This window comes from Streptomyces sp. MMCC 100 (genome assembly GCF_041538145.2).
Lineage (GTDB): Bacteria > Actinomycetota > Actinomycetes > Streptomycetales > Streptomycetaceae > Streptomyces.
Genome location: NZ_JBGORK020000001.1, coordinates 8,216,165 through 8,238,559 on the forward strand (window position 1 = coordinate 8,216,165; position 22,395 = coordinate 8,238,559).

The 22,395-nt window shown below is 75.0% G+C and carries 20 protein-coding genes and 1 pseudogene; 11 read left to right on the forward strand and 10 right to left on the reverse strand.

The window, feature by feature from the left end; genetic code table 11:
• Nucleotides 1-275: 275 nt before the first annotated feature.
• Both ABS735_RS38130 and ABS735_RS38135 read left to right on the forward strand, forming a co-directional pair.
• Nucleotides 276-1,331, forward strand: coding sequence for a CE1 family esterase (locus ABS735_RS38130; RefSeq protein WP_373904822.1), 1,056 nt, complete (start codon nt 276-278; stop codon nt 1,329-1,331).
• Between the two features lie 66 nt (nt 1,332-1,397).
• A complete protein-coding gene (locus ABS735_RS38135) occupies nt 1,398-3,035 on the forward strand; it encodes a penicillin-binding transpeptidase domain-containing protein (RefSeq protein ID WP_373904823.1) in 1,638 nt (545 codons plus the stop codon).
• A gap of 18 nt (nt 3,036-3,053) precedes the next feature.
• On the opposite strand, the gene ABS735_RS38140 is transcribed toward ABS735_RS38135, so the two are convergent.
• The 3 genes from ABS735_RS38140 to ABS735_RS38150 all read right to left on the reverse strand — a co-directional run bounded on the left by ABS735_RS38140 (nt 3,054) and on the right by ABS735_RS38150 (nt 4,939).
• Nucleotides 3,054-3,284: a twin-arginine translocase TatA/TatE family subunit gene (locus ABS735_RS38140; protein WP_373904824.1), complete on the reverse strand. Its 231-nt coding sequence runs from the start codon at nt 3,282-3,284 to the stop codon at nt 3,054-3,056.
• A 98-nt stretch (nt 3,285-3,382) separates the two neighbouring features.
• Nucleotides 3,383-3,838: a tellurite resistance TerB family protein gene (locus ABS735_RS38145; RefSeq protein WP_153178834.1), complete on the reverse strand. Its 456-nt coding sequence runs from the start codon at nt 3,836-3,838 to the stop codon at nt 3,383-3,385.
• A 72-nt stretch (nt 3,839-3,910) separates the two neighbouring features.
• Nucleotides 3,911-4,939, reverse strand: a complete 1,029-nt coding sequence (locus ABS735_RS38150; protein WP_373904825.1) for a sporulation protein — start codon at nt 4,937-4,939, stop codon at nt 3,911-3,913.
• 312 nt (nt 4,940-5,251) lie between these two features.
• Between ABS735_RS38150 and ABS735_RS38155 the strand changes: the two genes are divergently transcribed.
• The 7 genes and pseudogenes from ABS735_RS38155 to ABS735_RS38185 form a co-directional block, all read left to right on the forward strand.
• A complete protein-coding gene (locus tag ABS735_RS38155; RefSeq protein WP_373904826.1) occupies nt 5,252-6,643 on the forward strand; it encodes a hemolysin family protein in 1,392 nt (463 codons plus the stop codon).
• Nucleotides 6,640-7,665, forward strand: a complete 1,026-nt coding sequence (locus ABS735_RS38160; protein ID WP_373904827.1) for a hemolysin family protein — start codon at nt 6,640-6,642, stop codon at nt 7,663-7,665. Before ABS735_RS38155 ends, ABS735_RS38160 begins: the two co-directional genes overlap by 4 nt.
• A gap of 152 nt (nt 7,666-7,817) precedes the next feature.
• Entirely contained in the window at nt 7,818-8,051 is a 234-nt protein-coding gene (locus ABS735_RS38165) for a hypothetical protein (RefSeq protein ID WP_373904828.1), read from the forward strand.
• 141 nt (nt 8,052-8,192) lie between these two features.
• Nucleotides 8,193-9,434, forward strand: coding sequence for a sensor histidine kinase (locus tag ABS735_RS38170; RefSeq protein ID WP_373904829.1), 1,242 nt, complete (start codon nt 8,193-8,195; stop codon nt 9,432-9,434).
• Nucleotides 9,431-10,138, forward strand: a complete 708-nt coding sequence (locus ABS735_RS38175; protein ID WP_373904830.1) for a response regulator — start codon at nt 9,431-9,433, stop codon at nt 10,136-10,138. Before ABS735_RS38170 ends, ABS735_RS38175 begins: the two co-directional genes overlap by 4 nt.
• 151 nt (nt 10,139-10,289) lie before the next feature.
• The gene (locus ABS735_RS38180) at nt 10,290-11,186 is read left to right on the forward strand and encodes an ABC transporter ATP-binding protein (RefSeq protein ID WP_373904831.1); all 897 of its coding nucleotides are present in this window, start codon (nt 10,290-10,292) and stop codon (nt 11,184-11,186) included.
• Nucleotides 11,183-11,620: pseudogene (locus ABS735_RS38185) on the forward strand (ABC transporter permease); the annotation flags it as partial. The gene ABS735_RS38180 and the pseudogene ABS735_RS38185, both read left to right, overlap by 4 nt.
• Before the next feature lie 22 nt (nt 11,621-11,642).
• Here the strand turns inward: ABS735_RS38185 and ABS735_RS38190 are convergent.
• Genes ABS735_RS38190 through ABS735_RS38200 form a run of 3 tightly spaced genes read right to left on the reverse strand, consistent with a single transcriptional unit; the run spans nt 11,643 to nt 15,198 of the window.
• A complete protein-coding gene (locus ABS735_RS38190) occupies nt 11,643-14,177 on the reverse strand; it encodes an FtsX-like permease family protein (protein WP_373904832.1) in 2,535 nt (844 codons plus the stop codon).
• A gap of 2 nt (nt 14,178-14,179) precedes the next feature.
• Entirely contained in the window at nt 14,180-14,935 is a 756-nt protein-coding gene (locus ABS735_RS38195) for an ABC transporter ATP-binding protein (protein WP_373904833.1), read from the reverse strand.
• On the reverse strand, nt 14,932-15,198 hold the full coding sequence (locus ABS735_RS38200; RefSeq protein WP_373904834.1) for a hypothetical protein: 267 nt from the start codon (nt 15,196-15,198) through the stop codon (nt 14,932-14,934). Before ABS735_RS38200 ends, ABS735_RS38195 begins: the two co-directional genes overlap by 4 nt.
• Nucleotides 15,199-15,405: 207 nt before the next feature.
• Here ABS735_RS38200 and ABS735_RS38205 point away from each other — a divergent pair, with 207 nt between their 5' ends.
• Nucleotides 15,406-16,656: a sensor histidine kinase gene (locus ABS735_RS38205; RefSeq protein ID WP_373904835.1), complete on the forward strand. Its 1,251-nt coding sequence runs from the start codon at nt 15,406-15,408 to the stop codon at nt 16,654-16,656.
• Between the two features lie 29 nt (nt 16,657-16,685).
• Here the strand turns inward: ABS735_RS38205 and ABS735_RS38210 are convergent, their stop codons facing one another.
• Complete coding sequence (locus ABS735_RS38210; protein WP_373904836.1) at nt 16,686-18,152, reverse strand: hypothetical protein; 1,467 nt, start codon at nt 18,150-18,152, stop codon at nt 16,686-16,688.
• 113 nt (nt 18,153-18,265) lie between these two features.
• Between ABS735_RS38210 and ABS735_RS38215 the strand changes: the two genes are divergently transcribed.
• The gene (locus ABS735_RS38215) at nt 18,266-19,519 is read left to right on the forward strand and encodes a molybdopterin-dependent oxidoreductase (protein WP_373904837.1); all 1,254 of its coding nucleotides are present in this window, start codon (nt 18,266-18,268) and stop codon (nt 19,517-19,519) included.
• Nucleotides 19,520-19,853: 334 nt separating this feature from the next.
• Here ABS735_RS38215 and ABS735_RS38220 read toward each other — a convergent pair whose 3' ends face one another.
• The 3 genes from ABS735_RS38220 to ABS735_RS38230 are packed head-to-tail and all read right to left on the reverse strand — an operon-like array spanning nt 19,854 to nt 21,996.
• A complete protein-coding gene (locus ABS735_RS38220; protein WP_373904838.1) occupies nt 19,854-20,642 on the reverse strand; it encodes a class I SAM-dependent methyltransferase in 789 nt (262 codons plus the stop codon).
• Nucleotides 20,639-21,277 carry a TIGR04282 family arsenosugar biosynthesis glycosyltransferase gene (locus ABS735_RS38225; protein ID WP_373904839.1) on the reverse strand — a complete coding sequence of 213 codons (639 nt, stop codon included), beginning with the start codon at nt 21,275-21,277 and terminating at the stop codon, nt 20,639-20,641. Before ABS735_RS38225 ends, ABS735_RS38220 begins: the two co-directional genes overlap by 4 nt.
• Nucleotides 21,274-21,996: a glycosyltransferase family 2 protein gene (locus ABS735_RS38230; RefSeq protein ID WP_373904840.1), complete on the reverse strand. Its 723-nt coding sequence runs from the start codon at nt 21,994-21,996 to the stop codon at nt 21,274-21,276. The genes ABS735_RS38225 and ABS735_RS38230 overlap by 4 nt, the downstream gene beginning before the upstream one ends.
• Nucleotides 21,997-22,395 lie beyond the last annotated feature (399 nt).

The window sequence follows — 22,395 nt, forward strand, 5'->3', positions numbered from 1 at the left end:
AGCGGGCGGGTCATGTCGCGGTTGGTGCGGGCCGGTTTCAGGGCACGCGATCGGGTGATGAGGTGTGGGTCGGTCAGCGCCCCGGCGCCGGCTGGCCCGGGCGGCGGCACGCGAAGTGTGACTCTTCTGCAACAGCCACAAAGCACTCCAGGTGCCGTACCAAGTCCACGACCAGTAGTCATATCGGTGATTGCTCGATCCGACATCCATATCGGTCTTGGACAAGGGCTCGGCGGGATTGCTCTGCTCGGGCCATGCGCTCCTTCCGTGGCCCCGTGTTTCGTGATCTCGCCATCCGTGACCTCGTGCTCCATGCGCGCCGGTGGCCCGGCGTGCTCGCCCTCGCCCTCGTCCTGCCCCTTGCCGGCTGTGCCACCGACTCCGACTCCGGCTCCGAGTCCCGCGCCAACCGCCCGGACACGACGCCGTCGGCGAGCGTCCCGTCAGGCACCGGCACCGGTACGGCCACCCCGGCACCCGGAATCCGCGAACAGCTCCGGGTGGACGGTGACGTCCGCCAGTACCTCCTGCACCGGCCCGCCTCCGCCTCCGCCGCCGACGGCTCGAGGCCCCTCGTCGTCGCCTTCCATGGCCGTGGTGCCGACGCCGCCGAGCTGCGCGCGAAGACCCGGCTGGAGAAGGCCGCGACCGCGCGCGGCATGCTCGTCGCCTTCCCCGAGGGCCTCGGCCACGGCTGGGGCGCGGGCACCCGGGCGACGAAGCAGCGCCCGGATCCCGACCTGGACGTGCGGTTCACCGAGGCGCTGATCGAGCACCTGGTCCGCACCGAGCGGGCCGACCCCGAGCGGGTCTACGTCGCCGGGTTCTCCAACGGCGGCTCGATGGCCCTGCGCATGGCCGCCGAGCGCCCCGACCTGCTGGCGGGCGCCGCCTCGGTCTCCGGCCAGCTGCCCACCGGCGACGCCGCGGCGGAGCCCACCGGGCCCGTCCCCGTCATGGTCGTCTACGGCGCCGACGACCCCGTACGGCCCCTCGCGGGTCTGCCCTCCCCGCCGCCGGACCCCCGGGAGCCGATCCTGCCGACCCGGTCGGCCCGGGACACCGCGGCGGCGTTCGCGGCGGCCGGGGGCGCGGGCGAGCCGGTCACGCGGGAGGAGAAGGGCTACGACCGGACGGTGTGGCGGCTCGGGAACGACGCCCCGGACGACGACGACCGGCCCCACGGCACCGTGCGGCTCCTCGTCGTCCACGACGCGGGCCACACCTGGCCGGGTTCGACCGTGCCCCCGCCCGAGGGGTTCGGCCCCGTCAGCAAGGCCCTGAACGCCACCGACACGATCCTCGACTTCTTCGCCCGCCCCGGCAGCTGACCGACGACTCGCCCCGTCGGCGCCCCGACGACTCGCCCCACCCAGCCGACCCGACAAGGACTTCCCATGCCCGACTCCCCCTACCTCACCTCTCCCCGCCCCCGCAGGCCCCGCAACGGTGTGCGGGCCGTCGCCGCCGTGGGTGTCGTGCTCGCGATCGCCGTGGGCGGCTCGTACGCCGCCGGGTTCGGCCCTTTCGCGCGCGGCGACGACGGACCCGACCCCGCCGCGATGAAACAGGCACGCGCCTTCCTCGCCGACTGGGCCGCCGGGCGCCTGCCGAGCGCGGCCGGCCGCACCACCGAGCCCGGCAAGGCGCAGGAGGTGCTGCAGAGCTTCACCGCGGGGCTCGACATCGAGAAGCCGAAGCTGACGGCGGCGGACGGGGCGAAGGAGGAAGAGGACGGCACCCTCGGCGTTCCGTTCACCGCCAGGATGCCGGTCACCGGCCTCGGCACCTGGACGTACCGGTCGCGGCTGCCGTTGCGCGAGCAGGACGACGGCAGCTGGAAGGTGGACTGGCGGCTGTCCCTGGTGCACCCGCGGCTGAGCGACACGGAGAAGTTCCGCCTGGAACGCGAGGAGACCGCCCCGCCGAAGGTCACGGACCGCGAAGGTGTCTCGCTCGTGGACGGCGCGTACCCGTCCCTGGCCCCGCTCCTGGGCCGGCTCGCCGGCGACGCGGGCGGCGGCGGTCCGCGCGGTGCGGTCGAGCTGGTCGACCGGGCCAGCGGCGAGACCGTGCGCACCGAGGCGTCCTTCGGCAAGAAGCCCGACCCGGCGACGGCGGACCGGCCCGTGCGCACCACCCTGGACGCCACCTGGCAGTCCGCCGCGGAGAAGGCCCTCGGGGAGGCCGACGGCAAGAACGCCTCCCTCGTCGCCCTGCGCGTCGACAACGGCGAGGTCCTCGCCCTCGCCAACTCGCCCTCCTCAGGCTTCAACCGGGCCGCCTCCGGCACCTACGCGCCCGGCTCCACCTGGAAGATCGTCACCAGCAGCGCCCTGCTGCTCAAGGGCGCGGTCGCGCCCGACGACGTCGTGGACTGCCCCAAGTACCTGACAGTGGGCAAGGAGTTCCACAACGTGGAGACGTCCGAACACCCCGGCGCCACCTTCCGCAAGGACTTCACCGAGTCCTGCAACACCGCCTTCATCGGCCTGCGCGGCAAGCTCGACGACGGGGAGCTGGGCAAGGTCGCGCGCACCTACTTCGGGGTCGGCCAGGAGTGGCACGTCGGCATCCCGACGTACGACGGCTCGGTGCCGGCGCCCAAGGACGAGACGGAGAAGGCCGCGTCGATGATCGGGCAGGGCCGCGTCCAGGCCAACCCCCTGATCATGGCCTCGGTGACGGCCACCGCGGTGTCGGGCGAGTTCCACCAGCCGTCCGTCACCGCGGGCAACGAGAACGAGACCCGCACCGAACCGCTCCCCGACGCGGTCGTCACCCAGCTGCGCGAGCTGACGCGGGCCACCGTCACCGACGGCACCGCACGCGTCCTGGCCGACCTGCCCGGTGAGGTCGGCGCCAAGACCGGCACCGCCGAGGTCTCCGACGACCAGGACAACAACGGCTGGCTCGTCGCCCACCGCGGCAACGTCGCCGTCGCCGTCGTGGTCGAGGAGGGCGTCACCGGTGGCGGCTCGGCGGGCCCGATCGTGCACAGCCTGCTGTCGGCGGTGCCGGAGGACCCGTCCTGACCCAGCCGGGCAGGCGGATCAGGCCCGGGTCGTGCCCCGGGTGCCGGTGCCGGGGTCCTCGCGCTCGACCGTCTCCCCCTGGATGACACGCGGTGTCCCCGGCTCGTCCGCGTCCCTCGCCGCGCGGGCCTCGGCCTTGAGGATGCGGGCCGACTTGCCCGCCGAGCGGGTCAGCTCGGGGAGCTTCTTCACGGCCAGGACGACCGCGACGACGATGAGAATGATCGCGAGTTCGCTGAGTCCGAACACGGTGCTCCCCTGGTGGACGTACGGTGCGGGCCCGCGGCACGGGCCCGCACACGGAATCTACGGCAAGGCCGGCGGGCCCGGCGTCGCGGCCCGGGGCCTCAGAGATCGAACTCGTGCGGCGGCAGGTCGAGGGCGTAGCAGGCCTCGCGGACCACGGCCCGCTCGTCCTTGTCGAAGTCGCCGTCGGCGCCGCCGATCACGATGCCGATCTGCACCACGGCGCGTGCCTCGGCGGGCTTCTTCTTCGCCTTGGCGATCTCCTGGAGGATGCCGACCTTGCCGAAGGCGAAGTCGGCGGTCAGCTTGTTCAGGTTGTCCTCGAACCGGCGGCGCAGGTCGTCGGCGGGAAAGTTCTGCAGCACCTCGTTGGTCGAGATCAGCTGGGCGACCCGCTGCCGCTCCGAGGGGTCGACGGTGCCGTCGGCCGCGGCGACCAGCGCGCACATCGCCATGCTCGCGTCGCGGAAGGCACCGCTCTTGAGGTCGTTCTTCTTCGCCACGAGCTGCGTCTGCATCTGCGACGCGGACTCCTTGAAGCGGTCCCACAGGGCCATGAGAACTCCGTACTCCGTACCGGTCGGAAGGGAAAGGGGTGATCCTGACCCTCTACAGCACTGTAGAAGTTATCAGTCTTCCTCGTCCTCGGAGTCGCCCTCGAAGAAGTCCCCCACCTCGTCGACGACTTCGGCCGCCACCATTCCCCCGGCGATCCCCGCCGCGCCCGCGACGAGGGCGGCACCGACCCCGGGCCCGCCGCCCGAACGCCCCGACCCGTGGCCGGCGTACCCGGACTCGTGGCCGGCGTACCCGGACTCGTGGCCGGCGTACCCGGACTCGTGGCCGTACACCGCGTGGGAGCCGTACGACGCACGGTGCTCGACCAGCTCCTGGATCCAGCCGTCGACGAGGGTGTTCCAGTCCTGCGGCCCGGACGGGCCCTCGTGCGGGACGGTGAAGCGGCTGAGCGCGTCGTGGCCGTCGGAGAACGGGCCGCCGCGCTTGTCCGCCTCCAGCACCACTTCGAGCGCGCCGGGTACGGCCAGGAAGGTCAGCTCGATCTCGTTGACCTGGTGGGCGTAGCGCGGCGGCGGGGTCAGCTCGATCTCCTGGTAGAAGGGCAGCTGCTGCCCGGTGCCGCCGATGCGGCCGTACTCCAGGTCGGCGGAGCGGAAGCCGAAGCCGAGCTGTCCGAGGGCCTCCAGGACGGCCTCCTGGGCCGGGAGCGGTGCCACGGTCAGCGGGTCCAGGTCGCCCTTGTCCCGGGCGCCGGCGACCGCCAGCTCGGTGCGCACGCCGAGCACGATGCCCAGCGGCTGCCCGTGCAGCTCGGTGGCCGGGGTCTCCCAGGGCAGCGTCACCGCGAACGGGATGCTCGTCTCCTCGCCCGCCGCGAGCCGGAAGGCGCCGCCGACGGTGTGCCGGTCGAAGACGACGATCCCCTCGCCGTCACCTTCTTCGGCGGTCTCCCCGTGTTCGGTCTCCACGCGGGCCACCAGCTCCAGCGCGACGTGCTCGACGTCGTGGTCGGCGGTGCCGCCGACCAGGTGGACCCGGCCCGACAGCGTGCCTCCCGGCCGGGCGGCGCCCGGGTCGAGGACCGTGTCCACCGTGGGCCCGCCCACGCCGAGGGAACCGAGCAGCCGCTTGAACACCATCGAGGCGTTCACTCCTTCACGTTCGTGCGGGGAACATCCGTGCGGGAACTCCATGTGAGAAACACCCGTGGGGAACAAACCGGAACCGTCCGGCCGTTCTCTACAGGCGAGTAGAAGCATAGGGGGCTCAGGGCTCCCGATCTCTTTGCTCGTCCTTTACCATGAGGGAGAACCCTCGGGCGCCCGGCCGGCACCGGCGCCCACCGACCCCGTTAAGGAGTCCCGTTCCGTAATGGAGCCCCCTAGTACCGGCCGTGCCACGGCCTGCCCGCCAGTTCCCCCGTCTGTGCGTGAGGGAAGCGGGGTGGCACGGTGACCGAGGTCCTGCTGCTCCTGCTGGCCCTCCTGCTCACCCTCACCTGCGCACTCTTCGTCGCGGCCGAGTTCTCCCTCACCACCGTCGAGCGCGGTGACCTGGAGCGGGCCGCCGAGTCCGGTGAGCGCGGCGCCGACGGCGCCCTGAAGGCCGTACGCTCCCTGACCCTCCAGCTGTCCGGCGCCCAGCTGGGCATCACCGTGACCTCGCTGGTCATCGGCATGCTGGCCGAGCCGTCGATCGCGGTGCTGCTGCGCGGCCCGCTGACGGCGATCGGCCTGGGCGGCGCGGCGTCGACGGTGGCGACCGTGCTCGGCGTGATCGTTTCCACCGTCGTCCTGATGGTCGTCGGCGAGCTGGTCCCCAAGAACTGGGCGATCTCCCGCCCGCTGGCCGTCGCGAAGGTCGTCGCGGATCCGCAGCGCGGCTTCACCACCGCCTTCGGCCCCTTCATCCGGCACCTGAACAACACGGCGAACCGCTTCGTGCGCCGCTTCGGCCTGGAACCGGCCGAGGAGCTGGCGTCCGCCCGCAGCGCCGAGGAGCTGGTCGCCCTCGCCCAGCACTCGGCCGCCGAGGGCGCCCTGGAGGCGGACTCGGCCGAGCTGTTCGTGCGCACCCTGCACCTGAGCGAGCTGACCGCGGAGAACGTCATGACCCCGCGTGTGGACGTCAAGGCCCTGGAGGCCCACGCCACCGCCGCCGACGCCGCGAACCTCTCGCACGCCACCGGCCTGTCCCGCTTCCCGGTCTACCGGGACAGCCTGGACGAGGTCGTCGGCACGGTCCACATCCGCGACGTGCTGGCCCTGGAGCCGGACAGGCGCCGGGCCACCCCCGTCACCGAGCTGGCCACCGCGCCCCTCCTGGTGCCGGACAGCCTGCCCGCCGACCGCCTCCTGGAGCGCATGCGCGCCGGCCGCACCATGGCCGTCGTCATCGACGAGTACGGCGGTACGGCGGGTGTGGCGACCGTCGAGGACATCGTGGAGGAGGTCGTCGGCGAGGTGCGCGACGAGCACGACCCGGTCGAGATACCGGACCTGCTGCCCGCCCCCGCCGACGCGGACGGCCGCGCGGCCTGGGAGGCCGACGGCTCGCTGCGCCTGGACCACCTGGAGCGCATCGGCCTGACCGCGCCGGAGGGTCCGTACGAGACCCTGGCCGGCCTGGTCGCCACCCACCTGACGCGCATCCCCGCCAAGGGCGACGTGGTCGCGCTGGACGGCTGGCGCATCGACGTCCTCGACGTCGACCACCACCGCGCCGACCGCCTCCGCGTCACGGCCCCCGCGGCGGACGGCGACTCGCCGGCGCACGAGCGGTCGGCGCGCGAGCGGTCGGCGCGCGAGCGGTCGGCGCACGAAGAGCGGGAGCTGGCCCGATGACCGTCGTACAGCTCTTCATCGGCGCGCTGACGCTGCTGACCAACGCGTTCTTCGTGGGCGCCGAGTTCGCCATGATCTCGGTGCGCCGCAGCCAGATCGAGCCGCGCGCGAAGACGGGCGACAAGCGCGCCCGGATGACCCTGTGGGGCCTGCAGCACATCTCCCAGATGATGGCCACGGCCCAGCTCGGCATCACCGTCTCCTCCCTGGTGCTCGGCGCGGTCGCGGAGCCGGCCATCGCACACCTGATGGAGCCGGTGTTCGAGGCGGTCCGGATGCCGCACGCCCTGGTCCACCCGGTCGCCTTCGCGATCGCCCTGGCCCTGGCGACGTATCTCCACATGCTGATCGGCGAGATGATCCCGAAGAACATCGCGCTGGCCGCCCCGGCGACCACCGCGCTGCTCCTCGGCCCGCCGCTGGTCGCCCTCACCCGCGCCCTGAAGCCGGTCGTGTTCGGCATCAACGCCTTCGCCAACACGCTCCTCAAGCTGCTGCGGGTGGAGCCGAAGGACGAGGTCGAGGCCGTCTTCACCGACGACCAGCTGGCCCGCATGGTGGTCGACGCCAGCGAGGCCGGACTGCTCACCCCGGCCGACGGCGAGCGCCTGCGCGACGCGCTGGAACTGGGCACCCGCCCGGTCGGCGAGATCCTGGTCCCGGCCCAGAGGATGCGCACGGTCCCCCACACGGTCACCCCGTCCGAGCTGGAACGCATGGCCGCCGACGCGGGCTACTCCCGCTTCCCGGTCACCGGCCCCGGCGGCACCGTCCTCGGCTACCTGCACATCAAGGACACCCTGGGCCTGACCGACCGCGAGAGCCCCTTCCCGCGCACGGCCCTGCACCGCGTCACCCGCGTCCGCATCGACACCCCCTTGGACGACACCCTCACCGCCCTGCGCACCGAGGACAGCCACCTGGCCGCCGTCACCGGCGAGACGGGCGCGGTCCTGGGCTTCGTGACGATGGAGGACGTCCTGACGGAACTGGTGGGCCCGACGACGCCGGTGGCGCCGTAACACGACGCGACGCGGCCGGCGCACCTCCGGCCGGCCGCGCGCCGGTGATGACCGAGTGATGGTGAGGGGCCCCGGCGGCACGGTCGGCCGGGGCACCGCACGCAAGCCGGTGGTTCATCCTGGTCCCGCTTCGGCGTCTCTTCACGGTGCGAGTGGAGACGGAGGACGACGGCACGGTCGAGGCGGACGCCATGGCCGCCGTCACCGGTGGCATCCACACCCCGGACGAGTACGCCCTCTCCCGCACCCTTCTCGCCCGCCTCGCCGACGGCACCACCACCGTCGGGGAACTGCTCGGCCGGCGCCGGGACGAGCCCGCGGACGTCGCCCCCACCAAGGACCAGCGCGTGGCGCTCCTGCGGGAGTGGACGGCGGCCTCCGTCTGACCGGTTGCCGCGCTCCGGCGGTGCCGGGTCGGCTCCACCCACCGATCCCCACCCCGGGGCCCGACCCCCTACCGGGGTATCACCCCGGCTTGGTTCTCCAGGGTGACGGCGTGGCTTCGCCGGGCACCTAGTCTGGTGCCCATGACCTCAGTGGAGGAGGAGCGCCCGCGCGCGCTGCTCGCGGGGGCTTCGCGGCGGTGGGTGCGGATGCTGCCGTGGGCCGTGGCGTTCGTGCTGTGTGTCGCACTGCTGCCCACCACCATCGTGGTCCTCACCGCCGACTACGGCCTGAACGACGGCCTCGCGAGCGCGCTGGCCGTCGCGCAGGCGGCACCGCTGCTGCTCGCCGTCGTACGCCCGCTGCACGCCTGGTACGTGGTCTTCGTCGCGGACGTGGCCGGGGCGCTCGTCCTGCTCACCGTCGACTTCCAGGAGCGGCTCCTGTGGCCCTTCCCGCCGATGGAGCTCGTCGGGTACGTCGCCCTCTGCCTCGCGCTCGGCCTGCGCGAGCGGCGCCGGACGCTGGTGCTGGTGTGGCTGGCGTCGGCGGGCGCCAACGTCGGCCTGGGATTCGTCGCGCCCCACGACACCGGCGCCAAGGGCCTGCTGTTCACCATCCTCGGGGGCATCGCGCTCCTGCTGGGCGGGGCGCTGCGCGAGCGGTACGAGGTGCAGCGCAGGCTGGTCGAGCAGGAGACGATCAGCGAGGCGGAGCGGAGCAGGCGGACGCTGCTGGAGGAACGCGCCCGCATCGCGCGCGAGCTGCACGACGTGGTGGCGCACCACATGTCCGTCATCACGGTCCAGGCGGACACCGCGGAGTACCGCCTCACGACGCTGCCGCCGGACGTGCGGCAGGAGTTCACGTCCATCGCGTCGACCGCCCGGGAGTCGCTCGGCGAGATGCGGCGGCTCCTCGGCGTACTGCGCAACGAGGAGGCGCAGGGCGAGCTCGTGCCCCAGCCTGGCCTCGGGCAGATCGGGCAGCTGGTGGAGGCGACGGCGAGGACGGGTGGGCCGGTGGACTTCACCCCCTGCGACGTCGAGGCGCCCGAGGCGGTGGGGCTCTCGGCGTACCGGATCGTCCAGGAGGCCCTCGCGAACGTCGTACGGCACGCGCCGGGTGCCCGGACGCACGTGTCGCTGTCGGTGTCGGAGCCCGTGGACGACGAGGGCGGTGCACGGCTCACCGTCCTGGTCGTCAACGACCCGCCGCCCGAGCCCCCCGCCGGGCCGCTCGAAGTGGGCGGCACCGGGCACGGCCTCGTCGGCATGCGCGAGCGGGTGCGGCTCGTCGGCGGCGCCCTCGACGTGGGGCCGCTGCCGGACGGAGGCTTCCGGGTCGCCGCACAACTTCCCCTGAGCGAAAAGGACTTCATGTGACGACGCGCGTCATCATCGTCGACGACCAGGCCATGGTGCGGGCCGGCTTCGCCGCGCTGCTGGCCGCCCAGAGCGACATCGACGTGGTGGGCGAGGCCCCCGACGGCGCGCAGGGCGTCGAGCTGAGCCGGCGTACTCATCCGGACGTCGTGCTGATGGACGTGCGGATGCCCGAGATGGACGGTCTGGAGGCCGCGCGCCGGCTGCTCGCGCCGCCACCCGGGGGCGGGGGCACCTCCCACGCCCTTCAGGCAGTGGGGGAGCACCGGCCGCGGGTCCTGATGCTCACCACGTTCGACGTCGACGACTACGTCTACGAGGCGCTGCGGGCGGGCGCGAGCGGTTTCCTGCTGAAGGACGCGCCGCCCGCCGACCTCATCGCCGCGGTACGGGTCGTGGCCTCGGGCGACGCGCTGCTCGCCCCCTCCGTGACGCGCCGCCTCATCGCGGACTTCGCCAAGCAGCGCCCCGTGGCACGGGGCAAGCCCGCGCTGCGGCTCAAGGGCCTGACGGAACGCGAGACCGAGGTCCTCACCCTCGTGGCCCGCGGCCGGTCCAACTCGGAGATCGCCCAGGCCCTGGTGCTGGCCGAGCAGACCGTGAAGACGCACGTGAGCCGCGTCCTCACCAAGCTCGACCTGCGCGACCGCGCCCAGGCGGTGGTCTTCGCGTACGAGTCGGGGCTCGTGGCCCCGGGGGAGTAGCCCGGTCCCCCGGCCGCTCCCCGCCTGCCCCCTCCCCTACGGGGGTATCAGTCGCGCATTGGCTCCCGGGTATGACGCCCGGCGCCCAGTCGGCCCCGCACTCTTCACCCCGTCACGAGACGCACGACGTACGGATGAGGGAGACGGGACCATGAGGCTACGCAGGGGCAAGAGGCAGAAGGCCGGCAACCGGCCGGGGACGGACGACCGGCCGGGGACGGACAACCGCGCCGAGGCTCCGGCCGCCACGCCCGGCCTCGCCGTCGAGCTGCGCGGAGTGCGGCGGCAGTACGGCCGCGGTGCCGGCGCCGTGCACGCGCTGGCGGGCGTCGACCTCGCCCTCCCCCGCGGCACCTTCACCGCCGTCATGGGACCGTCCGGGTCGGGCAAGTCCACCTTCCTGCAGTGCGCCGCCGGGCTCGACCGGCCGTCGGCGGGATCGGTCCGGCTCGGCGGTACGGAGATCACCGGCATGAGCGAGAACGAGCTCACCGAGCTGCGCCGCAGCCGCCTCGGCTTCGTCTTCCAGGCGTTCAACCTGCTGCCCTCGCTGACCGTGGAGCAGAACGTCCTGCTGCCCATGCGCCTGGCCGGGCAGCGCCAGGACCGCGGCCGGGCGGCCGAGGTGCTCGCGCAGGTCGGGCTCGCCGAGAAGGCGCGGCGCCGGCCCGGCGAGCTGTCCGGCGGCCAGCAGCAGCGGGTGGCCGTCGCCCGCGCCCTGGTCACCGCCCCCGACGTGATCTTCGCGGACGAGCCCACCGGCGCCCTCGACACCGGTACCGCCGCCGAGGTCCTCGGGCTGCTCCGGCACGCGGTGGACACCCTCGGCGCCACCGTCGTCATGGTCACCCACGACCCGGCCGCGGCCGCCTGGGCCGACCGCGTGCTGTTCCTCGCCGAGGGCGCCTTCGCCGACCGTCTCGAACGGGGTTCGGCGGAGCAGATCGCGGCGCGGATGACCGCGCTGACCGGTCGTGCGCGGACGATGGCCGGTGCCGGTGCCGGTGCCGGTGCCGGGACCGGGACCGGGGCGGGGGTGGCGGCATGAGCTTCAAGCCCAACGGTCTCGCTCGCGCGGCCGTGCGTTTCAAGCCCGCCTCGTTCGTGGGCACGTTCGTCGCGCTGATGATGTCGGCGCTGATCGTCGCCGCCTGCGGTGTCCTGCTGGAGACCGGTATCCGCGCCTCGGTGCCGGCGGAGCGGTACGCGAACGCGCCGGTCGTCGCGGCGGCCGACCAGTCCGCGCGGGTCGTCGCCGACACCGTCGACGGTCCCGAGGAGACCGCGTTCCCGCTGCCGGACACCGCCCGCGTGGATGTGGGACTGGTGGCGGAGGCCGCCGAGGCGCCGGGTGCGGCCGCCGCCGTACCGGACTTCACCTTCCCGGTGCACGGCGGCGCCGCCCCGTCGGACGCGCTCACCGGGCACGGCTGGGGTTCGCACGCCTTCACCGGCACCGAGCTGTCCCAGGGCGCCGCGCCGGGGGGCTTGCTCGGGGGCCGGGTCAGCCCGTTCGCAGGCCGTCCGTCGGAGGTGTTCGCAGGGCGTGGCGGGTGGGGAGTTCGGTCGTGAGGTACGACGTCAGCGCCACCGTCGCCGCCACCGCCGGGAGGAGCCAGGCGGGGCCGGCCGGCCAGGGGCGGCCGAGGAAGCCCTGGCCGAGGAGGGCCAGGGGGACGGCGGACAGCAGGAGGCCGCAGAGCAGGGACGCGGCGGCGATCACCGCGGCCTCGCGGCGCATCATCGCGCGGATCTGCCGCGGGGTCGTACCGACCAGACGCAGCGCGGCGATCTCGGTCCGGCGCTGCGCGGTGGCGGCGACCAGCTTGTTGGCGATGCTCAGCAGCAGGTAGCCGAGGAGCACCACGACCACCACCAGGTTGATCCACACCTCGGGCGGCGTGTCCGCGCCGCCTGCGTCCGGAGCGGTGCTCGCGAGGGTGAGGCCGGGACGGCCGGCGGCCAGGGTGGCGAGCTCCCGCCCTGCCTCCTCCGTGCCGTCGGTGCGGACCAGGACCCGCTGGTCGAGGTCGGTCGTGGTGTGTCCGGCGGCCAGTTCGCGGGAGAGGACGACCGGGCCGAAGCCCAGCCCCCGGTCGTACACGGCGACGACCCGGGCGTCGACGCGCGCCCCGTCGCCGAGCACCAGGCGCACCCGCTTCCCGAGCCCGGCGTCGCGCGTGCGGGCGGCCTCGCCGCTCACGGCGACCGTCGCCCCGGTCAGCCGGTCCAGGCCGCCCTCCGTCACACCGAGGTCGAGGACGTTCCCCGCGTCCGGCGCGAGGATCGTCGCCGAGGCCGACTCGGCCACGGGGTCGCCGAGCTCCTCGTACTCCCACACCACCGTCGTCGTCCCGGCCGGTGCCGCCGCCCGTACGCCGGGCACGTCCCGTACGGCGGACAGAGTGCCGCCGGGCAGCCCGCCCAGGGCCGGTGCCGTCAGCGCGTACTGGGCGAGCGTGCCGGTGCGGGTGTCGTCGGAGGTGGCGGCCAGCACCGTGGTCTGGGTGAGGGTGTAGGTCAGGACGAAGACGATGCCCATGGCCAGCGGGCTGACCACACCCGCCAGGCGCAGGGCGTAGGCCCGTACGTTGGACAGCGCGAGCCACGTCGGGGCCGCCACCCCGGGCCGCAGCCGCCGTACGACGGCCTCGCCCGCGCTCCTGACCAGCGCCGGGCCGGACAGCGCCAGGCCGATCGCGGCGAGGATGCCCGCGATGGACGTGACCGAGGCCCCGAGGACCGTCCGGGACAGCAGCGGCACCACCGAGAGCGCGCACGCGCCGAGGATCAGCAACAGACCGGCCCGGGTCCGCACCCGCGACGGTGTGCGCGGCTCGCTGCGGGACTCGGCGACCGCCTCGGTGGCCGGCATGCGGGAGGTGCTCCAGGCCGCGCACCGGGCCGAGAGCCGTACGGCCGCCACCACCAGGAGCAGTGTGGCGATCGCGGGCAAGGGGCTGACGGTGAGGGGGAGTTCGGCCGGGAGCACGTCGCGGTCGGCCAGCAGTTCCCGGAAGCGGCCCGCCAGCAGGTAGCCGGCGGCCACGCCCGGTACCAGGGCGACCGCGGCGACGACCGTCGACTGCGCGGCGGCCAGGCGGCGGATCTGTTTCGGCGTCGCGCCGACGGCCCGCATCAGCGCCAGGTCGCGGCGCTGCCCGGCGATGGTCACGCCCAGCGCGCCCGCGACGACGAACCCGGTGATCAGCAGCACGATCCCGCCGAGCGAACCGGCGAGCAGGATCAGCAGCGAGCGCGCCGACCCCACGCCGGGCGCCACCGCCTCGCCCCGGTCCGCACCGGTGGTCACCTCGAGGCCCGTGCCTTCCACCGCCTCGCGGACGGCGGCGGCGACCCGCTGCTCGGCACCGTCGTCGGCCCGCAGGCCGATCAGGTCCACGCTCCCGGCACGCGGGCCCTCGCCTCCCGCCGCGCGTGCGGCCAGCCCGGCGGCCGTACCGTCCGCGAAGTAGACACCCGCGCCCGGGGCGTCGACCAGGCCGGAGACCCGGTAGGCCGCCGAGGGGCGCCCGTTGGCCACGACCTCGACCCGCTCGCCGACGGCCAGACCCGTACCCGCGTCCACGGCGACCTCGTGCGCGCCGGACGGCGCCCGCCCCTCCACCCGCGGGTGTGCCAGCAGTTCGGTCGAGGACCAGCCGTGTCCCGCGGTCTTCGGGTCCTCCGCGACGGGGGTGATCCCTCCGCGGGCGTCGACCAGCGCGGCCGGGAAGCCGATGTCGCCGACGGCCGCGCTGACGCCGGGCAGGGCGCCCAGCCGGCCGACGAGCCGGGCCGGGACCGTCGCGCGTTCGGGCAGCGCGAGGGGCAGGTCCCCGCTCGGGTGGAACTCCTGGTCGGCGGCGACGACGACGTCCGCGCCGCCGAGCCGTCCGGGCGGCAGCTGCGAACGCAGCCCGGACTCGGCGAGTACGCCGGTGGTGGTGATCAGGGCCGCGCCGCCCAGCACCGCGCACGCCACGGCGAGCAGTGCGGTGATCCGGTGCGCGGCCACCCGCAGGGCGAGGTGCAGCATGTCTACCGCTCCCCCAACGCGACGAGGCGCTCGGCCAGTTGCGGCGCGGTCGGCCGTTCCAGGGCCTCGACCACCCGGCCGTCGGCCATCACCAGGGCCCGGTGGGCGCGGGCCGCGGCGGCCGGGTCGTGGGTGACCATGACCACCGTCTGGCCGAGGTCGTCGACGAGTGCGCGCAGCAGGTCGAGGACCTGGTGGGCGCTGCGCAGGTCCAGCGCGCCGGTGGGCTCGTCCGCGAAGACGACGGCGGGCTTCGCCGCCAGCGCCCGTACGACGGCGGCCCGTTGCTGCTGGCCGCCGGACAGTTCGGCGGGGCGGTGCGACAGCCGGTCGGCCAGCCCGACCCGCTCGGTCAGCGTGCGCAGCCAGTCCCGGTCCGGGCGCCGCCCGGCCAGGCGCAGCGGCAGCGTGATGTTGTCCTCGACGCTGAGCGAGGGGATCAGGTTGTACGCCTGGAACACGAAACCGACGCGCTCGCGGCGCAGTTCGGTGCGGCGGGTCTCGTTCAGGCCGGAGATCTCCTGCCCGTCGACGCGGACACTGCCCGACGTGGGGGAGTCCAGCCCGGCGGCGCAGTGCATCAGGGTGCTCTTGCCGGAGCCCGAGGGCCCCATCACCGCGAGGAACGTGCCGTGCTCCACGGTCAGCGACACGTCGTCGAGGGCCCGGACGCCACCCGGGTAGGCCCGGGCGACGCGGTCCAGCGCGATGGCGGGTGCCCTGCGCGCGGTGACGGCCGTGAGGGCGGCGGTGCTCATCGCCGCCCCCGCAGACCGCGTACGACGAGGGCACCGGCGGCGAGCACGGTGACCACGCCGCTGGCCAGGTGGAGCGGGGCGGCGGCACCGGCGAAGGAGAGGGCCATGTTGGCGACCGCGCTGAGCACCACGACGGCCCACAGCAGCGTACGCAGGACGTCCCCGCGGGAGACGGCGTCCGGGCCGCCGCCGGGAGCGGGGGCGGTGGGGGCGGCCTGGGGTGTCCCCAGGTGGTACGGGTCCTGGTGGTCCTGGTGCGTCATGGCTGCGGCCTCCGTCGGCGTCGCTCTCGGTCGTCCTCGACGCTATGGAGCAAGACCCCCGGCGGCCGATCCCGCGGGCCGCCCGGTCCGAGGTACAGCAGGCTGTACTTTCCGGCTCCGCACCCGCCGCCGGCCCGTCCGGCGGCATAGGGTCGGGCACGCCGAGCACGCCCGAGTGGGGCGTACGGCCCGGAGGGAGGCAGGCGGATGACGGTCCGGGCCACGTCCGTGCGGGAGACCGCCGTACGGACCCTGCGCGCCGCCGGTGCGGCGACGGGGCAGCTCGTCGGCGGGCTCGGGACGGCGTTCCTGGGGCTGGGCGTGCTGCTGCTGTCGGCCGTGGCCGCCGTGACCGCACCGGCCGGGGTGGGGCTGCTGCTCGCGCCGCTCGTGCTGCGCGCCCTGCACGCGCTGGCCCGCCGGGAACGCGCACGCCTCGCCCGCCGGGGCGTCGACATCGTGCCGCCCGACCCGCCGCCCGCCCGGCTGCGGTCCGGGCCGGCCGACCCCACCACCCGGCGGGAACTGGGCTGGCTGGTGCGGCACAGCACCCTGGGGTTGCTGCTGGGCCTGCTCGGTCTCCTGTTGCCGCTCTGCGCCGTCCGGGACACCAGTTTCCCGCTGTGGTGGTGGCTCGTGCCCGAGGAGGCGACGACCACGTCCGTCGGCATCGGCACCGCGCACACCTGGCTGGACGCGGTCGCGGCGATGCTGCTGGGTGTGGGCTGGACCGCGATCCTCCTGGGCCTGGGCCCGGGCATGGCGCGGCTCCAGGCAGCCCCGGCCCGGCGGCTGCTCGCGGCGGGCCCGGACACGGACCTGTCGTTGCGGGTGGCGGAACTGACCGCGACCCGGGCCGCCGCACTGGACGCGCACGCCACGGAGCTGCGCCGGATCGAACGCTCCCTGCACGACGGCGCACAGAACCGGCTCGTGTCGGTCACGGTGCTGCTGGGTGCCGCGCGGCGGATGGCGGCGCGGGACCCGGCCGGTGCGGACGAGTTGCTGGAGCGGGCCCAGTCGGCGGCCGAGCAGGCGCTGGCGGAGCTGCGTGCGGTGGCGCGGGGCATCCTGCCGCCGGTCCTGGCCGACCGCGGGCTGGCCGGCGCGTTGTCGGGCCTCGCGGCGGACTGCGGGGTGCCGTGCCGCGTCGAGGCGGACGTGCCGGAGCGGTGTGCGGCCTCGGTCGAGGCGACGGCGTACTTCGTGGTCGCCGAGGCGCTCACCAACATCGCCAAGCACAGCGGTGCCGGACGGGCCTCGGTCACGGCACGGGCCAGGGGCGGCCGGCTGCGGCTGCTGGTCGAGGACGACGGCAGGGGCGGCGCCGACGAGGACGGCGGTTCGGGCCTGACCGGCATCCGCCGCCGCGTGGCGGCGCTGGACGGCACCCTCCGCCTGATCAGCCCGCCCGGCGGCCCGACCACCCTGGAGGCGGACCTGCCCTGCGGGGGCTGACCGGCCGGCTGTTCACGCTGTCCGCGCACTCACCAGCCCGTCGCCAGGAGATGGTTGAGGAGGAGGGCCAGCACCGCCTGCGCCGTCAGCCAACCGCGCGGACGGCTGAGGAACGCGCAGGCCGGAAGGAGCCACAGCGCGAAGGGCAGCCAGATGCGTTCGGTCTCCGCCTTGCTCATGCCGGACAGGTCGGCGACCAGCAGGGCGAGCAGCCCGGCGGCCACGAGGAACGCCAGACGGACGTCCTCCACCCGGACGTCCTCCACCCGGACGTCCTCCACCCGGACGTCCTGCGCCCGCACGTCCTGCGCCCGCACGTCCTGCGCCCGCACGTCCTGCGCCCGCACGTCCTGCGCCCTCCCGCTCCCGGCGCGCCCGCTCCCGGCGCGCCGCCGGACCAGCACGACCCCGGCCCGGCGCAGGCCGGCCGCCGTCGCCAGGCCCGTGATGAGCACCGTGCAGGCGAGGTTGGCCCATACCCAGTAGCCGTAGGGGCGGACACCGGCCGCGCCCTCGTAGTAGCGGGTGACCAGCAGGCGGTACGCCTCCCACCAGTCGAATCCCGTCACCGTGAACGCCACCGGCACCACTGCCGCCCCCACCAGCAGCGGCACGAACAGCACCGGCCGCTCCCGCACCCCGTGCCGGCCGAGCAGCAGCACCGCCGCCGCGACCACCGCGAACAGCGTCAGGCCGTACGAGAGGTAGCAGGCCAGCCCGAACAGCAGCCCCGAGCCCGCCGCCCACCACAGCGAGCGCCCGGTGACCGCGAGGGCCAGCAGCGCCACCGCCCACGCGGCGACCGCCGCGAAGTAGCCGTCGGCGGACGTGCCCGTCCACACCGCGGCCGGTGCCAGGACCAGGAAGGGTGCCGCCCGCCGGGCGAGCCGCTCGCCCGCCAGCGCCCGCACCGCCACCAGCACCGCCACGCCCGCCGTCGCGCCCACGGTGATGGTGAACGCCCCGGCCCAGCCCCCGCCGCCGAGCCCGATCCGGTCGAGCAGCACGTAGGTGAGCGTGGACGCCGGGGGATGACCGGCGACGTGGGCGGGCCAGTTGTCGCGGGAGTGCAGGAGGATGTGCCCGGTGAAGTCCCGCAGCGTCGCGGGAACGTCGTGCCAGCGGTCGACGACCGACAGGTACTCCTGACGGGTGGTGAGCCGGCCGGCGACGCCCCGCCGCCAGCCGTCGATCAGGGCCAGCGACCAGATCCAGGCCAGGGCCGCGCCCCAGGCCGCGGGCAGCAGCGCCCGCCACCGCAGCCGGGCGGCGACGGCCGGGCCGTACGCCACGGTGGCCACCGCCACCAGGACGGCCGCCGGGGTGCCGGGGCCCAGGTGCGGGTCCCAGCGGCCCAGCAGGGGCGGCCAGCCGACGATCAGGTCGTCGTAGGTGTACCGGTACCGGCCGACCAGGACGGCGGCCGTCACGAGCAGCACGGCGGCCGCTACGGCGTACAGGTCGCGGGGGACGGGGTGCGGGCGGTTCTCGGTCACCTCGGCACCGTAGGCCGGGAGATCACGCGGCGGGTGGTGCGCACGGCGGACGTCAGCGTTTCGTCATGGGTCGCGGACCGTTCCGGCGGCCGGCCCGGGCCTACGGTCGGGTCATGCGCGACCTCGCCCCACGGCTTCCCTCCTCCCCGGGTTTCTGGCGCAGCCCGCTGCGCGGGCCCTGGTTCACGTCGGTGCTCGGCCTCGTCCTGCTCGTCGGCATCACCGTGCTGTTCGTGACCGGGCTGCTGTCGTACGCCGCCTACAACCCGGATCTGGCGCCGGTCAACGACAAGACCCCGGACAAGGGGATCCTCGGTTTCTACCTCTTCGCGTGGCCGACCGACCCGCCCTGGCTGTACCGCCTCACGCAGGGCGTCCACGTCACCCTCGGGCTGGTTCTGATCCCGGTGCTGCTGGCCAAGCTGTGGTCGGTGGTGCCGAGGCTGTTCACGCTGCCGCCGGCCCGCTCGCTCGCCCACGCGCTGGAGCGGCTCTCGCTGCTGCTGCTGGTCGGGGGCGCGCTGTTCGAGTTCGTCACCGGCGTGCTCAACATCCAGCTGGACTACCTCTTCCCCGGCTCCTTCTACCCGCTGCACTTCTACGGCGCGTGGGTCTTCTTCGCCGCGTTCGTCGCGCACGCCGCGCTGAAGGCGCCCGCCGCGCTGCGCAACGTACGGCGCATGCGCGCGGGGACCGTACGGGAGCCGGACGACGGCCTGCGGTCGCCGCGGCCCGACGCGCCGACCGTGTCGCGGCGCGGGGCGCTGTGGACGGTCGGCGGGGGCTCGCTGCTCCTGTTCGCGACCAGCGCCGGGCGTTCCTTCGACGGGCCGGCCCGGGCCACGGCCCTGCTCGCGCCGCACGGCGGGGCCGAACCGGGCGGTGGCCCGGGCGGCTTCCAGGTCAACAAGACCGCCGCCTACGCCGGCATCGACGTGGCCGAGACACGCGAGGACGCGTGGCGGCTCGTGGTCGTGGGCCGCACCGGAACGGTCCGCCTCGGCCGTGCCGACCTGCTCCGGCTGCCGCTGCACAGCGCCGCGCTGCCCATCGCCTGCGTCGAGGGCTGGTCGACCTCCGATCAGTGGTGGCGCGGGGTGCGGCTGCGGGACCTCGCCGCGCTCGTGGGCTTCGAGGGCGACCCGCCGGACGTCCTCGTCGAGTCCCTCCAGCGGCGCGGCGCCTTCCGCCGCGGGGCCCTGCGCGCCAACCAGGTGGCCGACCCGCGCTCCCTGCTCGCCCTGTACGTCAATGGGGAGGCGCTGAGCCCGGACCACGGCCGTCCGGCGCGGATCATCGTGCCCGCCGCGCCCGGCGTGCTGAACACCAAGTGGGTGGCCCGGATGACGTTCGGAGACCTGGGATGAACCGCGTACGCAAGCTGCGGCTGTCGCCTCGGCCCGTGATGGGCAGCCCGTTCCAGATCCTGCTGCTCGTCTGCTCGTTCGCGCCGGCGGGGTACGCGGGGGTGCGGCTGCTCGCCGGTGACTGGTTCGGCGTGGTGCTGTGGTTCGTGGGGGCGGCGCTGGTGCACGACTTCGTGCTGCTGCCGCTGTACGCGGTGGCCGACCGGGTCGTCGTACGCGGGCTGGGGGCGGTGCGCCACCGCGGGTGGGCCCTGTACGTCCGTGTCCCGGCCGCTTTCTCCGGGCTGCTTCTGCTGGTGTGGTTCCCGCTGATCGGCGGGCGGGTGGACGCGAGTTACCGGTCGGTGGCCGCGCTGTCGCCGGAGGGCTTCCTCACCCGCTGGCTGCTGATCACGGCGGTGCTGTTCGGCGGCTCGGCGCTGCTGCTCGCCTGGCGGCTGCTGCGCAGCGCGACGAAACGGCGCTCCCCCGACGTCCACTGACCGGCGCTCCGCCAGCCGGTGGCGCCCGCGCGGCGCAGCAGGGCGCGGGTGCCGATCCGTGCCCAGGGGAAGGGGCTGCCGGCCGCGTGGCCCTCGGTGACGTCGACGACCTGTACGTGGGCGCGTTCGTCGACCTCGACCGGGGCCGTCTCGGCGATCAGGAGGCCGCCGGGGGCGAGCAGGGCGGCGACGCGGGTGAGCAGGGCGTGGGGGTCGCCGCCGATGCCGACGTTGCCGTCCATGAGGAGCACGGTGTCCCAGCGCCCCTCGCCGGGCAGCGGCTCGAAGACGGAGCGCCGCAGCGACTGGCCCCCGAGCCCCACGGTGCGGGTCACGGCGGCCTCGCTGACGTCGATGCCGAGGACGGTCCGCCCACGGGAGACGAGTTCCGCCACCAGCCGTCCCGGTCCGCAGCCCACGTCGAGCACGGCGCCCTCGCACCGGTCGAGCACCTCCAGGTCGACCGCGTCGGCCCGCGCGCACCAGCGCTCCACGTCCAGCGGCAGGAGCCATCCGTCGGTGCGGCGCAGGAACAGCGGCCCGCGTCCCGAGCGCAGGGCGGCGGCGTAGGGGTCGGAGGCCTCCCAGGCACGGGCGGCGGCGGACGGCAGGCCGGGGGCGAGACGCGCGGCCCCCTTCACCGGCTCGCCCGCCGGTCCGCGGCCGGTGCGCAGGCCGCCAGCCGGGCGGCGAACCGGCCCTGCGGGGCCAGGGCGGCCACGGCGCGGGCGTCGGCGGCGGTGTCGACGTCACGCAGCGGCGGCAGGTCCCGCACCCGCAGTCCCGCCGTCAGGAGCCGCTCGCGCTGCACGGCCCCGGTCACCGGCGTCGACATGGGCACGCCCCGCAGCAGGGCGGGTTCGGGCCGGGCCAGGCCCAGGGCCCAGAAGCCGCCGTCCTCGGCCGGGCCGAAGTACGCGTCGCAGTCGCGGAAGTCCACGTCGAGCAGGTCGGGCGTGACCTGCGGGGTGTCCATGCCGATCAGCAGGGCCGGACCCGCGCACCCGCCGAACGCGTCCGCGAGCCGGGCGTCGAGGCCGCCCGCGCACTGCGGGACGACGTCGAAGCCGGGCGGCAGCCAGGGCCCTGGTGCACCGTCGAGCACCAGGACCCGGCGCCGCGCGGGCGTCGCGGCCACGGCGCTCAGGGTGTCGGCGAGGGCCGCCTCGGCCAGCGCGGCCGCCTCGACGGGGGTGAAGGGCGGGGTGAGCCGGGTCTTGACCCGGCCGGGGCGCGGCTCCTTGGCGATGACGAGGAGGGTGGTCGTGGCGGTCACCGGGTGCCGCTCCTCTCACTGTTCCCTGCGCGGACGGCCGGTGGCTCGGCCAGGACGCGGCGCATGTCCCGTACCGCGTGCCAGGTGCCGCGCCAGGTCCCCGTCACCTTCGAGGCACCGGTGCGGGGCAGGTACGGGACGTCGTGCTCGGTGACCCGCCAGCCCGCGTCGGCGGCCCGCACCACCATCTGCAGCGGGTAGCCGCTGCGCCGGTCGGTGAGGCCGAGGGAGAGCAGCCGCTCGCGGCGGGCGGCGCGCAGCGGGCCGAGGTCGTGCAGCCGCAGGCCGGTGCGGCGGCGCAGCATCCGGGCGAGGGCGAGGTTGCCCGCGCGGGCGTGCACCGGCCACGCGCCCCTGGCCTGCGGTCGTCGGCGGCCGAGCACCAGGTCGGAGGTGCCTGCGCGGATCTCGCGCACGAAGGGCGTCAGCAGGCCCGGGTCGAGGGAGGCGTCGCAGTCGCAGAAGCAGACGACGTCGGCGGTCGCGGCTCTCAGCCCGGCGTGGCAGGCGGCGCCGAAACCGCGGCGCGGCTCGGTCACGACCGTGGCGCCGAGCGAGCGGGCGAGGTCCGCCGAGCCGTCGGTGGAGCCGTTGTCGACGACGAGCGCACGCCAGCCGGCCGGGACGCGGGACAGGACCCAGGGGAGGGCCGCGGCCTCGTTCAGGCAGGGGAGTACGACGTCGACGTCCGGAGCGGGCGAGGTGGTCACGGCCTTCACCCTACGAACCGGAACCGGACGAATCGGGCTTTCACTCCTTACGAAACACGGACGTCGCGGGCCCGGACGCGCTGCGGAAGGACGCCGGCGACAGGGCGGTGCGAGGGTGGGGGCATGCACCAGCAGCCCTACGAGCCCGCCCCGGCGGACGTGTCCCCGGGCGGGACCCCGGGCGGATCCCCCGCACCGTCCCCCGGCGGGCCCCCGGCCGAGCCCGCGGCCGAACCTGCGGCCGAGGTCACGACCGAGCCTGCGGCCGAACCTGCGGCCGAGGTCACGACCGAGCCCACGGCTGAATCCGTGGCTGAGCGGGCGGCCGAGCCCACGACCGAGCCCGTGGCCGAGGTGGCGGCCGGGCCGGTGGCTGAGCTTCCAGCCGGTCCGGCGGCCAGTGCCGCG